Source organism: Agrobacterium sp. ST15.16.055, from assembly GCF_027956555.1.
GTDB classification, from domain to species: domain Bacteria; phylum Pseudomonadota; class Alphaproteobacteria; order Rhizobiales; family Rhizobiaceae; genus Agrobacterium; species Agrobacterium salinitolerans.
Window position 1 is genome coordinate 145,412 of the sequence record NZ_JAQKGN010000002.1, and the last position, 13,161, is coordinate 158,572.

Annotated in this window: 26 protein-coding genes; all 26 read left to right on the forward strand. The window is 59.3% G+C overall.

The features are described 5' to 3' along the window. The first annotated feature begins 12 nt into the window (after nucleotides 1-12). The 26 genes from PL599_RS03820 (at nucleotide 13) to PL599_RS03945 (ending at nucleotide 12,850) form a co-directional block, all read left to right on the forward strand. Nucleotides 13-249, forward strand: coding sequence for a hypothetical protein (locus tag PL599_RS03820; protein ID WP_271358863.1), 237 nt, complete (start codon nucleotides 13-15; stop codon nucleotides 247-249). A 1,398-nt stretch (nucleotides 250-1,647) separates the two neighbouring features. Continuing rightward, nucleotides 1,648-2,193 carry a hypothetical protein gene (locus PL599_RS03825; protein ID WP_271358864.1) on the forward strand — a complete coding sequence of 182 codons (546 nt, stop codon included), beginning with the start codon at nucleotides 1,648-1,650 and terminating at the stop codon, nucleotides 2,191-2,193. Between the two features lie 121 nt (nucleotides 2,194-2,314). Next, on the forward strand, nucleotides 2,315-2,551 hold the full coding sequence (locus PL599_RS03830; RefSeq protein ID WP_271358865.1) for a hypothetical protein: 237 nt from the start codon (nucleotides 2,315-2,317) through the stop codon (nucleotides 2,549-2,551). Between the two features lie 96 nt (nucleotides 2,552-2,647). After that, nucleotides 2,648-2,818 carry a hypothetical protein gene (locus PL599_RS03835; RefSeq protein ID WP_271358866.1) on the forward strand — a complete coding sequence of 57 codons (171 nt, stop codon included), beginning with the start codon at nucleotides 2,648-2,650 and terminating at the stop codon, nucleotides 2,816-2,818. Nucleotides 2,819-2,872: 54 nt separating this feature from the next. Further along, nucleotides 2,873-3,064 carry a hypothetical protein gene (locus tag PL599_RS03840; protein ID WP_271358867.1) on the forward strand — a complete coding sequence of 64 codons (192 nt, stop codon included), beginning with the start codon at nucleotides 2,873-2,875 and terminating at the stop codon, nucleotides 3,062-3,064. Continuing rightward, entirely contained in the window at nucleotides 3,064-3,201 is a 138-nt protein-coding gene (locus PL599_RS03845; protein ID WP_271358868.1) for a hypothetical protein, read from the forward strand. Before PL599_RS03840 ends, PL599_RS03845 begins: the two co-directional genes overlap by 1 nt. 299 nt (nucleotides 3,202-3,500) lie before the next feature. Then, on the forward strand, nucleotides 3,501-3,821 hold the full coding sequence (locus PL599_RS03850) for a hypothetical protein (protein WP_271358869.1): 321 nt from the start codon (nucleotides 3,501-3,503) through the stop codon (nucleotides 3,819-3,821). 1 nt (nucleotide 3,822) lies between these two features. Continuing rightward, on the forward strand, nucleotides 3,823-3,960 hold the full coding sequence (locus tag PL599_RS03855; protein WP_271358870.1) for a hypothetical protein: 138 nt from the start codon (nucleotides 3,823-3,825) through the stop codon (nucleotides 3,958-3,960). After that, nucleotides 3,957-4,292, forward strand: a complete 336-nt coding sequence (locus tag PL599_RS03860) for a hypothetical protein (RefSeq protein ID WP_271358871.1) — start codon at nucleotides 3,957-3,959, stop codon at nucleotides 4,290-4,292. Before PL599_RS03855 ends, PL599_RS03860 begins: the two co-directional genes overlap by 4 nt. A gap of 8 nt (nucleotides 4,293-4,300) precedes the next feature. Further along, complete coding sequence (locus PL599_RS03865; protein WP_271358872.1) at nucleotides 4,301-4,627, forward strand: hypothetical protein; 327 nt, start codon at nucleotides 4,301-4,303, stop codon at nucleotides 4,625-4,627. A gap of 77 nt (nucleotides 4,628-4,704) precedes the next feature. Beyond that, nucleotides 4,705-5,610: a hypothetical protein gene (locus PL599_RS03870; RefSeq protein ID WP_271358873.1), complete on the forward strand. Its 906-nt coding sequence runs from the start codon at nucleotides 4,705-4,707 to the stop codon at nucleotides 5,608-5,610. Nucleotides 5,611-5,771: 161 nt separating this feature from the next. Then, on the forward strand, nucleotides 5,772-6,314 hold the full coding sequence (locus PL599_RS03875; RefSeq protein WP_271358874.1) for a hypothetical protein: 543 nt from the start codon (nucleotides 5,772-5,774) through the stop codon (nucleotides 6,312-6,314). Nucleotides 6,315-6,319: 5 nt separating this feature from the next. After that, nucleotides 6,320-6,664, forward strand: coding sequence for a hypothetical protein (locus tag PL599_RS03880; RefSeq protein ID WP_271358875.1), 345 nt, complete (start codon nucleotides 6,320-6,322; stop codon nucleotides 6,662-6,664). 1 nt (nucleotide 6,665) lies between these two features. Beyond that, entirely contained in the window at nucleotides 6,666-7,115 is a 450-nt protein-coding gene (locus PL599_RS03885; RefSeq protein WP_271358876.1) for a hypothetical protein, read from the forward strand. Beyond that, on the forward strand, nucleotides 7,085-8,089 hold the full coding sequence (locus tag PL599_RS03890; protein ID WP_271358877.1) for an AAA family ATPase: 1,005 nt from the start codon (nucleotides 7,085-7,087) through the stop codon (nucleotides 8,087-8,089). The genes PL599_RS03885 and PL599_RS03890 overlap by 31 nt, the downstream gene beginning before the upstream one ends. Continuing rightward, nucleotides 8,082-8,438, forward strand: coding sequence for a hypothetical protein (locus tag PL599_RS03895; RefSeq protein ID WP_271358878.1), 357 nt, complete (start codon nucleotides 8,082-8,084; stop codon nucleotides 8,436-8,438). The genes PL599_RS03890 and PL599_RS03895 overlap by 8 nt, the downstream gene beginning before the upstream one ends. Next, nucleotides 8,439-8,846, forward strand: coding sequence for a hypothetical protein (locus PL599_RS03900; protein ID WP_271358879.1), 408 nt, complete (start codon nucleotides 8,439-8,441; stop codon nucleotides 8,844-8,846). A gap of 2 nt (nucleotides 8,847-8,848) precedes the next feature. Then, a complete protein-coding gene (locus PL599_RS03905) occupies nucleotides 8,849-9,244 on the forward strand; it encodes a hypothetical protein (protein WP_271358880.1) in 396 nt (131 codons plus the stop codon). Next, complete coding sequence (locus PL599_RS03910) at nucleotides 9,241-9,678, forward strand: hypothetical protein (RefSeq protein WP_271358881.1); 438 nt, start codon at nucleotides 9,241-9,243, stop codon at nucleotides 9,676-9,678. The genes PL599_RS03905 and PL599_RS03910 overlap by 4 nt, the downstream gene beginning before the upstream one ends. 68 nt (nucleotides 9,679-9,746) lie before the next feature. Beyond that, nucleotides 9,747-10,901 carry a vWA domain-containing protein gene (locus PL599_RS03915; RefSeq protein ID WP_271358882.1) on the forward strand — a complete coding sequence of 385 codons (1,155 nt, stop codon included), beginning with the start codon at nucleotides 9,747-9,749 and terminating at the stop codon, nucleotides 10,899-10,901. 31 nt (nucleotides 10,902-10,932) lie between these two features. Continuing rightward, nucleotides 10,933-11,322, forward strand: a complete 390-nt coding sequence (locus PL599_RS03920) for a hypothetical protein (RefSeq protein WP_271358883.1) — start codon at nucleotides 10,933-10,935, stop codon at nucleotides 11,320-11,322. 51 nt (nucleotides 11,323-11,373) lie between these two features. Next, nucleotides 11,374-11,613, forward strand: a complete 240-nt coding sequence (locus tag PL599_RS03925; RefSeq protein WP_271358884.1) for a hypothetical protein — start codon at nucleotides 11,374-11,376, stop codon at nucleotides 11,611-11,613. A gap of 1 nt (nucleotide 11,614) precedes the next feature. After that, a complete protein-coding gene (locus PL599_RS03930; RefSeq protein ID WP_271358885.1) occupies nucleotides 11,615-11,797 on the forward strand; it encodes a hypothetical protein in 183 nt (60 codons plus the stop codon). Continuing rightward, the gene (locus PL599_RS03935; RefSeq protein WP_271358886.1) at nucleotides 11,772-12,071 is read left to right on the forward strand and encodes a hypothetical protein; all 300 of its coding nucleotides are present in this window, start codon (nucleotides 11,772-11,774) and stop codon (nucleotides 12,069-12,071) included. The genes PL599_RS03930 and PL599_RS03935 overlap by 26 nt, the downstream gene beginning before the upstream one ends. After that, nucleotides 12,071-12,511: a hypothetical protein gene (locus tag PL599_RS03940; protein ID WP_271358887.1), complete on the forward strand. Its 441-nt coding sequence runs from the start codon at nucleotides 12,071-12,073 to the stop codon at nucleotides 12,509-12,511. Before PL599_RS03935 ends, PL599_RS03940 begins: the two co-directional genes overlap by 1 nt. 3 nt (nucleotides 12,512-12,514) lie before the next feature. Next, the gene (locus tag PL599_RS03945; RefSeq protein ID WP_271358888.1) at nucleotides 12,515-12,850 is read left to right on the forward strand and encodes a hypothetical protein; all 336 of its coding nucleotides are present in this window, start codon (nucleotides 12,515-12,517) and stop codon (nucleotides 12,848-12,850) included. Nucleotides 12,851-13,161: the final 311 nt, after the last annotated feature.

The window sequence follows — 13,161 nt, forward strand, 5'->3', positions numbered from 1 at the left end:
CAGGAGCGATGCGTGAAATTTTATTTCTGGAGGCGTTGGTACAAACACCTCGACCAGATCGCCGCGCTGTTTGAAGACAGCATCCGGAATTATCCGAATGATTTCAGCGACATGATCGTCATCCATGGCCTCGTAGAAGAACCGATTTCCGATGATCTTTCCCTTGCCATCCGCGGCCGGCGTCTTGCGAACTGGCTCTCGAAACATCTGGCTCTCTACCTCCCAGGAATTGCGGAATCGGAACGGTGAATTTCGAAATCACAAAACCGCTCAAAGACTGCGCTGCCGCCGACCCGCGGTCCCCTGCCCCCCGCTGCGAAGAACCTAACCGGGGGGAGGGTCGCAAGCCATTGTGATCATTGATGTTTACGCCCTTGAAGGCGTCATGTCGGCAGGTGATGCGCCATGGTGATGGCTGGCAGGCTGGCAGGCGCGGCGGCTGGATGCGCTGGCAAGCGGGTGACTGACGGGTGCAAGCGTATGCACTGCCCTCCCTGCCCCTCTCCCCTTCCCCCTCCTCTATCGCATTCGTTCTTGCCCCTCAGCGTTTCAGGGTGAGGGAATGCGCTGGCGTTGCGGTATCGCGTGGATGCGGTCGCATAGCTGGCACGGGGAACGGCGCGGCAATGCCAGCCTGCCACATATGCGGGCGGCGGGGTTATGCGCTGGCGATGGGAGGGGGAAGGGTTTGCATTGCCGGTTGCGGTCCGTCTGGACGCACTCCGACAATCTGGAACGTGGTGTGACTCGCAAACATGTTAACAGTCAAGCGCACCTCTCTACGTTCGCCCCTCTCCTCCTCCCCTCCCTGTATGGGCGATATGCCCACGGCAAGGCGGAATGCAGCGCCTTCAAATGGCAGCATTCAACCTGGCTAACGTCGCCATGCGATGCGGCAAGAAAGCCTCAAAACATAGGCTGAGAAATAGCCGAACCAGCCACGCTTTTCTGGCGATACCGTGGGGTATGTTGGCAAAAACTAATTCAAAAACGTACGAATAACGCAAAACGGACGATTTTTTATCTGTTTATTTTCAATGATTTAATACGTTACGTACGAATTTCTCACACAACCCTCTTGTCAATGCGTACAAAACGTACGAAATTCAAATCAACGAAGCGCAACACAGCGGCTTCAAACGACCATCTGGTCGGGTTCTTTGAAAACAAGATGACGGTTTCTTGCCTTACCTTCGGCAGGTGTACCGAGAATGTGACTTGCTTCGGCAGGTGTGATTTTCGGCGATTGAAAGAGGGAACGGAACAACGGGAAATGCGGTCACGAATAGGGCAACCCAAATCGAAAGATTTGCATCGCATGACAAAGCGGTGATTCGGGGAAGGACGTGCGGCAAGCGACGGACTGAAATGACTTGTATCGGTAGAGAGCTAGGCCATGCGGTGAACATGGCACAAGGCGGCAACACTGGTAAACGCCACAAGCGCTAAAGACTGCGACCCACGACCGAAACAGGCACGGGCTTTTCCGAGAATAGAAACCGAATAATCGAAACAAGTTTGTGAGGCTGGCGGCAAGCGCCGCCGGTCTCTTACCGATTGCAGCTTAAAGGGCAGGCTTTGCATCTGCCTTTTGCGAAGCAATCCGCTTCACACCCGCCACTTATGGCACCTATGGAGAAAATCATCATGGCAAACTTTCAGGTTCTGACTGGTTCGAAACTCGGCAACGCAATCAAAGGCTTCGGCAAGACCGTCGCCACCTTCTCCGAACGCGAGCACCAGCTTGCCTTTTCGGCTCTCAATCATATCGAACTGCACAATGACGAGAAGTATTTAAACGCGCTTTTCGCCGTCACACCCGCGAACTATCGCAAGGGTCTGGTCTCGTGGGCAACTGCGTTCGGCAAGGTCTCGTTCGATGCGGATGAGCGCGTTTTCAAGCTGGCGAAGTCCAAGAAGTCGGACATGGAACAGGCCATGCAGATTGCGCCGGCAAACTACGAAAAGGCGAAGAACGCCGCAGCCGAAGTCGCCTTCGACGAACAGAAATATCTGGAAGGCGTCGTCAAGAAGTTGACCGACAAGGGCGCAAACCCGCGTGTGCTTCAGGCCGTCAAGGGAGCGCTCAATCTCTACAAGGTCGACCAGATCGCGGCGATCAAGAAGGAAAAGACCGTCAAGACCCCGGCGGCACCGGCAGCTCAGGAAGAGCAGGTCGCGAACGCGGCCTGAAAGGGGCACCGGCTACGGGTGATAGATGGGGGTAGGCATTAGCCTGCCCCTATCCCCGTGTTTCTCCGCAAATCCGCACCCGCGAATTTCCGTGGCAACACACAAACCGAAAGGATTTCCTATGACGCTTGCCTTTGATACACTCGGTTATGCCAAGCGGCTCCGTGACAACGGGGTCGAGCAAAAGACGGCGGAAGCACACGCCGAAGCCGCACGGGATTTCATCATGGCCGAACTGGTTACAAAATCCGACCTCGCCGCCTCGCTGGATGCACTCACGCTCCGGCTGACCGTGCGTCTTGGCGGCATTATGGCCGCCGGTATTGGCGCTCTGGCGATCCTCGTCAAGCTGACCTGATAGTCAGACACGACACTCCCCATTCCTGTCCAGCCCGGCCTTGTGCCGGGCTTTTTCGTTTCAGACCCCCGCAACCATGCACAAAGGAGAGCACGCATGTTCCGCACCTGCAAAGTCGGCGTAGTCCGCCTCGTCAAAATCGGCCCCCTCAACTTCGCTTTCTGCTTCTCACGACAGCAGCACGCAATGCACGACATCACGCCCTACGCGCGGCCTGTCCAGACCAACGCCAAAGGCGTGACGCTCCGCCTCGTCCATTCGGCCTAACCAGCGCCGCCCCTTTCAACCACCCGCAATTATGCACCTCAGGAGATTTGAGAAATGAAAACCGCACCGTCTTACACATTTATCGTCGCCGCACGTCGCCGACGCACTCGCGAACGCTGGGCTCTCGCGATCCTGCAACCCGGCGGCAGGGCTGAAACGCTCACCACCTATTGCAGCCGCAAAATCGCGATCGAGACCGCTCGCATGTTGGCTGGCGACAATGGACGTGTGCGGGTGTGCCAATGATGCACCGTCCGCCAACCTGGCCTGAACTGTTTCGCATGTGGTTCGATGAAATCATCCAGATGGGGATTGAAGGCGCGATGCTCGTCTTCTTCGTCTGCGCATTCATCTCTTTCGCAACTGTCGTTATTCACGGCTGACGCTGGCGCCATCGCGCCCGCCCTCTCCTCGCCTCTGGGAGCACCATAGGAGGCATTTTCCCCACCCCGAACGCGCCGCATGTGGTGCCTTGCCAACGCTCGACGAAGGTCAGCGGTGCCCGCCATGACGGCGGGCATTTCAAACAAAGACGGATGCGTTCGACGGCAACTCAGGAGGAACAAATGCGTCCGGGACCATAAAGCCCGGCACCAATACCCACGGCTGGACAATTCGGTCCCCTGCCAGCCCTCGCAACCGGGGGGCCGTACACCCGCAATCATGCACAAGAGAAACAGCTATGCCCCGCTATAACCATGCCTGCTCAATAGCCTTCGTCGTTCTATCAGACGACCGCAACGGCGACGATTTCACCCCCGCCATGTTGCGCGAATCGCTGATGGATCGCGTCGAGCAGCTCGACCAGTCTTCCGAGGCAGCCGAGTGGCTGGAAGCCGTCGGCGCTCCGGACAACACCTACGAGCAGGACCCGCACGAGCGGTTCCCCCTTGAAGACTGGCAGCAGGAAGTTGCCAACGGCGACACCCTTGTCGGCTACGACGAGTGGCTGAACACTCAGGTGGAAATGGCATCCGTCACAGATGACGCGGAGGACGACTGACATGCCCGTCACCATCACGTTCCACAACCAGAACCCGGACACGATCTGGAATCGCCTTGCTGCCCGCCTTGGCCGTGAACCGTCCACCCGCGAAGCAACTGATGAGGTCCGCCGCATTCTTCGAGAAGCGCGCTCATGAGCAACGGCTTTCCCGTCCTCTCCGCCGTCGCCCTTGTGATAGTGCAAGCGGCGTTTGGCGTTGTCCCCGATAAGAAACCGACACCCGCACCCGCCGCCGCTCCGGTGGCGGGTGCTGCCATTCCCGCACCGCCGCCTGTCGTGGTCGCACCCGTTGAGGCGTTTGCCATGCTGCCCGACGTCGTGCCGCTTCCCAAACCGCGCCCCAAGCCCGTCCGTAAGGCTCCGGCAGTGCGCAAACACAAACCCGCGCCGATGATACGCCGCGCACCGCCAGCGCCTCCCGCGCCCGTGCCAGTGCAATGGTCCGTATCCATCCGGTTAAACCTCTGAGGGGGACCATGCGCACCCAACACCTCCAGCGGCTTCTGCGATACGATAGAGCGCCGGAGATCACTCAGCTTGGCGCGCCAAAGCATCAGTGGATATTTCGGCCTACGGGCGAAACCCGGTCTCGCCTCTTCTTCCTCTGGCTCGATGAAAACGGCGGAATAAACGGCACACGTTGCCGCGACGATTTCACAGACAGGGATGAGCCTTGGCAATGGCACGCTTACCTGCCGCAACGCTTCCTGAGGGTGATGCTGACGCTGTTGCCGCCCGATGAGTTAGCGAGGGCGGCCTATGCTCGCATGACCCACGACTTCGTCAACTTTCCACCACGCTAAACGCAGCCCCCCCAGAAAAACCGAGGCTGCCGCTTCGCATGTCACACCCCCGCAACTATGCACCAACGGAGATAGAAATGAACGCCATGACACACACGGAATCCGCCTCGTCGGTCCTTGCCTCCCGGGCAATGATCGTCTCCCTTTCCATATCGCAATGGTCCGGCCGCCGCCTTGACCGCGAGGTGACGGACGAGGTCAACCAGCAACACAATGCTGCGGCCGACGCCGGCCGATACAACAAGCTGCTCCTCCCACGGGAAGCGCTCGCCGGCATCGTCGCCATTGTCAGTGATACCCGCAACGACTTCCTCAAGCGCACGTTGCCATGGATGGATAACGGCTCCCGCATCATGGCTGCCGACGCCTACATGGCGCACATGTCGTGGATCCGGTCCCAGACCAGCAAATTCGAGCGCGAGGTCGACGAGTTCATCCAGAAATACCCGGCCTATGTGGCCGATGCCCGAAAGCGGTTGAACGGCATGTTCAAGGATAGCGACTATCCGGACGCGGCAGAACTGCGCGCAAAGTTTGGCGTTCAGTGCAAGGTTCTGCCCGTCCCCGCCTCCGATGACTTCCGCGTCAACATGTCGGAAGCCCAGGCCGAGTTGATCCGCGCCGATATCGAGGAGCAGGTGCAGGACGCGACCAAGGCAGCGGTCCGGCAAATCTATGAGCGCGTCCATGAGGTGTGCAGCCGCATGGTCGAGCGCCTTAACGCTTACCGACCAGCCGCCCGCAAGGGCGACAGGGCAGAAGGCGTCTTCCGCGACTCCCTCGTCGGCAACGTCCGCGACCTCATTTCGATCATGCCCGCCCTCAACATTACGGGCGACCCCTACCTTGCGGACATGGCCGATAAGTTGCGCCCTCTGGCCGAGCATGACGCCGATGTGCTGCGCGATAAGCCCGCGATCCGAAAAGACGTGGCCGCACAGGCGCAGGCCATTCTGGACTCCATGTCCGACTATCTCGCCTGATCCTTGCCGGTGCCACATCACCGGCAGGACTTCGCCCCGATCCCCAACTTCAATAGGAGGCAGCATGGGTAATTAGTTCTACAGACGCCGCAACAGTCGGGGGACGTCTGGCACACCGCCAGCGTCCCCTTTTTCGTGAACACACAACACAGGAGACGACCATGGGCGACCGCGTCTATGCGTCCATCGAGATCGGCGGCCACATCGAAACCGTGGCCGAGGCCGAGACGCTGATCGAAGCGCTGCTGCGCGAAGTCATCACATTCAGTCATACGCAAGAGAAAATCACCACAGCAGAAGAAGGCCAGACCGCCCTGCGTACGGTCATCGAAGAGGGGAAAAACTTCAACGGCTATGAGCTCGAGCTCAACTACGGCAACTTCGATGAGCTCGATGCAGTCGCGCCGCAGCTGCCCAAGCTTTGGTTCTCGACCGAATACGAAGCAGGCGGTGATTTCGCGTCAGGTATCAAAACTTTTATCGACGGCGAAGAGCACAGGTGCATGACCAATGGCGGCTCGCCGGTTGTGCCCCTCGATGAACTGGAGGTCGCCGTCAACGGCAACAACCCCGACACCATCGCATACGAGGTGATCCGCATCGTCACCCGCACCAAACGCGAGGCTGGCAAAGGTCTTCCTCCGCTCACCGCCTCCCCGGCTGTGTGTGCCTGGCTGAAGATATTTGGCAATAAGGCCGCGTGACGGAGATGAAGGTCAAGTTCATTTTCATCCCCGTTATTGGCGCGGCTGTCGACCGCGAAGTCGAAGTCAACGTAGCCCCGGCAAAGCTCTGGTCTGCCCTAGCTGTATTTGTAAGGCCTCTCTTTGACGAGGACGTCGAGCACGTCGCGGTCCTATACAAGGGGCAGCGCCGGGACATGTTTGTTGGCGAGACAAGCTCGATCAACGGCCGGCATATACGCAATATGCGGGCGACCGAGATCTACCGTGCAAATTCGGTCAGCAGAATGCCGCCCAGCTTCGATCCGGAAGAGTTGCCCGCTATCAGCGGACCGGCTGTAATCTTCCCCGAAACTATCGTTTGGACGTGACATGCCCAAGGGAACCATGATCGGGCCTTATGCCCGGCAGATCGTCACGGGGCTGTGTCACCCTCCCGGAACGGACGGATATGCAATTTCTTCCCGCCTAAAGTTCTGGTTCGCCCTATCCCAGCCGAACGGAAAGGTCAGGAGATACGAGGCGCTCATCGGCTATCGCTTCAAAACTTTTCAGACGAAGCACCGCCCCTACTTCGGCAGCCCAGCGCCGAAATACAACGCCAATTTCCACGACTACCGGCTGCCCGAAGACCTCACGGCCTTCCCCTCTCTCCCTCTCAAGAAGGGCGACACACTTGCGACAGCCGCCCTCGCATTGCTGCGAGGCGAAGACATTGCCGACGTGACCCGAATGCGGCTCATCGGCGCACTACCAACCCGCCAAATATGGCACCTCACGGAGAACGAGACATGCACATCAAATCAGCCGCTCTTAATCTGAACGACTACATCGACGAGGACACTCCGGCTTTCATGTGGGGACCGCCCGGCATTGGCAAGTCGGCCATCGTCCACGAGATCGCCACAGAGCGCGGGTGGAACGTAATCGACTTCCGTGCATCGACCCGCGATCCTGTCGCCCTCATGGGCTTGCCTGACCTGACGGACAACACCACCAAGTGGAAGGTGCCGGATGAGTTTCCGCAGGTCGAGCGTGATGGTGAAGAAGGCATCCTCTTCCTCGACGAGCTAAACGCGGCGCCTCCGTCTATGATGGCTGCCATGTTCGGCTTCGTTCTGGAGCGCAAGGTGGGCGGCTACGAGCTTCCTCCTGGCTGGCGTATCGTAGCCGCTGGCAACCGTCAGTCTGACCGTGCAGCAGCACAGCGTATGCCGACCGCCCTCGGCAACCGCTTCGCCCACATCGATGTGGACCCGGACACCAGCGGCGGGCACGACAACGTCCATATTGAATACTTCACGAAGAAGGGCGCAAACCCGATCGGAATCGCCTTCCTTCGTTTTCGCCCGGCGCTCATCCATCGCATGCCCACTGCCGATGAGCGGGCATTCGAGACACCCCGCAGCTGGGAGCAGGCATTCAAGTATCTCGACAAGCCGTCGGCCCGCCGGTTGAGCTTGGTGGCTGGCAACGTCGGCGATGGAGCAGCGGCCGAACTGGAAGGCTTCATCCGCATCTATCAGGGCCTGCCCTCGCTTGACCTAATCCTCGCCAATCCGAACAGCGCGCCGCTCGTGAACGAACCAGCCGCCCGCTTTGCCGTAACGACGGGGCTGGCTCGGAAGGTCGACGCCAGATCATTCGAGAACGGGATGGCTTACATCCGCCGGCTCGAGGTGCGTGACTTCGAAATCCTCTTCGCCGTCGACGCGGTCCGGAGGGAGCCTGCCCTGTCCCACACCCAGACGTTCGTAAACTGGGCAACTCGGAATCAGGACGTCACCATTGGATAAGGGCGCCCACTGGATCGCCGGCCCGATTGCCTACAAGCAGGTAACGGGCGGATATCCTGAGACACGGGTCACCATCTGCAAGTGGGAGTTCATCGGTCTCTCAGCCACCGGCCAGATCCGTCGGTGGCACCTGTGTTTCAGCATCGAGACCCGAAAGTTCACGTCAAACGCTCTGACGGTCACCAATTGGGAAAATGACCATGCAAACGATCTGGCGGACATTTACCGCCCGATCGCTGTCCTCCGATCCATGCTCCCGAAGGGCAGCATAGCAACCGCCATGAGGGCGATGGTCAAACCTGCCGACATTGCGGAGGTGACGGCGCTATCAATCAGAGGAGGCAAGTGAATGCCTATCATCCTCCGCAAGGTCTTCGGCCCATTCAAGCCGGAGGAATTTGAGATCGACCGAAAATGGGTAAGCGCCAGCGCAAGCTACGAGTTCATTCCCGGCATGCGCTGGCATTTCTTCGGCATCAGGGACGACCACACTCAGGCATGCTGGTCGCTCAGCTATAATTCGAAGACGCGGAAGTTTGCCGCATCCAATATTCCGCTCACTGGCATGACCGGCAAGGTGGGGCGCGAGGTCGCCGCATCTCTGCCGGGGGGAGGAACGAAAATCCTCCACCCCAAGATGTTCATTGGCGACCGCGAGCCCGTCCTATCGGGAGCGACAATCACGATCATCCTGAAATCGCGGCTCAGCGAAGCAGACATCGCAAAGGCCACCGCCCTAACAATTTTGAGGAAATGAGAATGGACCGTAACAAGATCATCGGTCGCATCAGAGGCCCCTTCCCTGATGGCAACCTGACATGGAAGTTCGAAGGACACCGAAAGCCCAGCCACTCCCTGAAGACTGTCGTCGGCCGTCGCTATGTGTTGAAATTCGATCCCGCCTCCCGGGCCTTCAAAGTCCGCTGCTATCGCCGCTTATCCAAGCGCAACAAGAAGGAAGCTGTTGAGTCAGCCAAAGGAATGGTCGCGTACCTCAAGGCGCGCTTGCTGCCGGCGGATGTAGCGCGGTGCATCGCCGCCTCGATCACGCAGGAACGGCCGACTCCTATGTCACAAGTTCTGACAGGCTTCCAGCTTTCCATCGGCGGGAAAGAGGCGGCGGTTACCAACGTGAATCTCCCGATGTTGCCATGATTATCACCCAGAAGCGCCGCTTTTACTGGCACATGACAGACAGCCCGAACATCAAGGGTCGGACCGTCATGCTCGACCTCGAGTACGACGTCATCGATCGCCAGTTCAATTGCTCGATCATGACGCGCCCGACACCTCGAGACCGGTGGCCCACGCAACGAGCAGCCACCCCTGAAGAACTCGCAATCGCGAGGTCGCAATTGACTGCTGAGCAACTGGCTGCCTGCTCAGCTGCATCAATCAATCCCTCCATCTGGGAGGTCGCTCAGAAGAATGCGCAGAGGCGAATAGAAAGCGGACTCCATGGCTTTATCGGCACACCGTTCACCCTAGAGGCCGTCTCCGAAATGAGCCGCCTAGTCGCCCGCACCCAAGCCGACTTTGCCAGAGACGCCGAAATAGAAAAGGCGTGGAAGGAATGGACCGGTCGATGACCAGCGAAGTCCGCCCACCCGAACGGTACCAACGCACTAACCCGCAATCATGCACCACGGAGATAATCATGAACGTGCAGGACAAGCTCCTCGCAGCGCAGACCGCGCTGCTATGGGACCACCCCTTCTTCGGGGTTCTCATGCTCCAGCTGAAAAAAGTGGATGCCACGAAAGACCCGCGCATCGACACGATGGCAACCGACGGCCGGCACCTCTATTACCACGAGCCCTTCGTCATGGGCCTGAAGAAAGAGGAGCTTGTTTTCGTCCTGGCACACGAGGTGATGCACAATGCGCTCGAGCATCACATCCGCCGCCAGCACCGCAAGCCCGGCCGCTGGAACAAGGCCGCCGACTACGCCATCAACGGCGAGCTGGTCGAATGCAAGGTCGGCAAGATGCCGGATTGCGGTCTGCTCAACCCCGCCTTCACCGGCCTCTCGTCCGAGGAGATCTATCGCATCCTCGACGAGGAGAACAACGGCGATGACTCCGACGAGAACAGCATGGACGGCGGCGGTTGCGGCGGTGTCATCGACGGCTGCCCACCGCACGACGAGGCAGCTAAGGCCGAGCTTCGCGCCGAGATGCAAACCCAGATCCGGCAGGCCGTCATGGCGGCCAAGGCTGCACAGGCTGGCAAGATGCCTGCTGCATTGCAGCGGCTGATCGACGAAATCCTCATGCCCAAGGTCGACTGGCGCGCTGTTCTCCGCCGCTTCATCGATGAGTCCATGACCCGGGACTACTCGTGGGCCAACCCGAACCGCCGACTGCTGCCTTTCGGCATCGTCACGCCCGGCACGGTCAGCTGTGGCGTGAGCCATATCGTGATTGCAGTCGACACCTCCGGCTCGATCGACGCCGACATCCTGAAGGACTTCGCCGCAGAGGTGAACGGAGCCTATCAGGAAGGCGCAGTCGACAAGCTGACCGTGATATATGCCGACGCGGCAGTCGCCCATATCGAGCAGTTCGAGAACGGCGACGAGTTGATCCTGCATCCTGCCGGCGGCGGCGGTACCGCCTTCAGCGACACATTCGAGAAGATCGAAGAGCAGTTTCCGGAAGCACGGGCAACGATCTATCTCACTGACATGTATGTCAGCGACTTCGGACGGCAACCGCCAATGCCCGTGCTGTGGGGTGTCTATGGACGGGACTCGAGGGACTTCGCCACGCTCTCTCCGCCCTTCGGTGAGACGATTAACATCAGCATCTAACCCGCCACTTATGGCAACGAAGGAGAATGAAATGTTCACCGCTACTCTCACGGTCTCTGACCTGGACTTCGCCAAGCCGGAGGATGCGGCGGTCGCGCTGCTCGCCGTTGCAGGCACCGCCCGCCCACTCTCAGTCGCCCTCTTCAATCAACACACCGATGCGAAGCACCTCGTCACAGTCGAGGACTTCGCCGCGACACCAGAGATGCACAGCGACGGGCTATCTCGCGTCATCAGCTTCCTTGAAGGCTTCGAGGGAGACGAGACGCAGGAAGGCATCCCCGAGCTGCTGGCAGCGGCTCATAAAGCCGACAGCCTCCTTCACCGGAACCTCAACGCATGGGAGGACGAAGAGGACACGGTGCAGGAAGAGCATCACGAACTCATCGACGAGCTGCGCAATTTTCTCGAGGGTGACTGAATATCGCGCTGCCCTGACTCATGATAAATCGAAAACCAAACGGAGATCGATATGACCACCATCTTTGACACCATGGACCGGCTCTATAATCAGCTCCAGGACATCGCGACCGATGACCCGGGCGAACATTCGCTTCAGGCTGTGCAGGAGTTTGATAAAGCACGCTCAGCAATGCGTAACATGCACTCGGCCCTCAAGCTTGTCGAACAAGCCTACCGGAAAGGCGAGTTAGTTAGCCCGAACGATATCGCCCTCATCGGCGCAGTCCTCGCCGAAGTCGAGGGCGACTGACATGACCCGCTACCTCGTTCAATGGGAGATCGACATCGAAGGTGCCGACTCCCCCGAAGATGCCGCGCGCCAGGCCTTTGCCCATATGCAGCGCCCCGGCACCAGCGCGAACGTGTTCGACGTGATCGAGCACGACAGCAACGGAGAGGCAATTCGCGTTGACCTCGACGAGATCGATAGCTGAAGCGCTATTCCTCGAGGCCGACCTCGCCTACCACGACGACCTAATCTACTCAGCCCAGCACATGATCGACGAGTATCGCGACCACGCGCCTCGCATCGACAGCGGCGAAGGTTTGATCACGGTGCAAGACCGGCTCGACGATGAGCGCGACCTCCTCAACCAGACAGCAGATCCCCCGCTCCGGCGGGTGACTATCGAGTGGGACGATGGCGTGGGCTATTGGGCCCCACACCTCGAACCTTTCCCCGGCCCCTTTCCATGGGAGAGATCGTGATGAGCGACATCACCAACGCAGACCGCGCCGCATGGGCGGCAACAGCAATCGATGCATTCACCCTCGTTTGCCGTATGGATGGCGAGGACGACCAGACCCGGGCGAAGGATCTTGTCGCCAATCTCGTCCACTACCTGCGCATCGAATGCGGCCTGTCCCTCGAGGAAGCCGGCAACGTCATCCACAACGCGGTCAACATGGCCGAGCAGGAGACGGAGGAGGACAGCGACAGCGCTGACGGGGAAGCACCGCCGAAAACCCTGTACCGCGTGAAGCTGTGCGAGAAGGTCTACTTCCTCGTCGACATCGAAGCAGAAAGTGAAGACGAGGCGATCGAACTAGCCCCCAAGATATGGGCTACTTCCGAAGACCCGTTCGGGGACTTCAGCGGTCAGAGCGACGGCGTTACCGTCTGCTTGACCGAAAAGGTGGAGGACTGATCCATGACGCAAACGTACCTGCAACCTGACCTGGGCGTTCCCTGCACCTGCGACGGCTGCGGTGAGACCACCATGTCCGATGAGCTGGAGATGGTCACCGACGTCGAGGAGCGGGTGAACCCCGGCTACCTCTGCCCTGCCGGCCAGTGCCCGCACTGTGGTGCCCTCGCCTACTACGCGGAGGGCAGCATCCCTGAATACACAGCGCAGCTGGAGCTCAAGAAGCTTCGCGAGGCGTTGTCCAACGTCATCACGTCATCGGACGCCAACGACCACGGCTCGCTGATGAACGCAATCTTTGAGGCGAAGGAGTTGGTGGGGTTCAAGCCCGATGGTTAACCCATCCCGCATCCGCCACCTGATCTCCAAGATCGTGGTCGATTCAGCTCACTCCGATGGAGATAAGATCTACATCGACTTCTACGATGCGGAACGAGCCCGGTGGTATCTCTTCTTCTCTACCGACCGTAGAACGTTTCGAGCGATACGACTCGAGCCCGATGGCGTGGGCACGGCCGATCTGCCCACGCGGCTTAAACAATACCTAATATCCATAACGCCACACGAAATCCTTGCCTACTGTACCGCCGCCTCGCTTGGCGTCGGGGAACCAATCGATCTGATGGTCAAACGGGGGCCTCCCGCTTGGC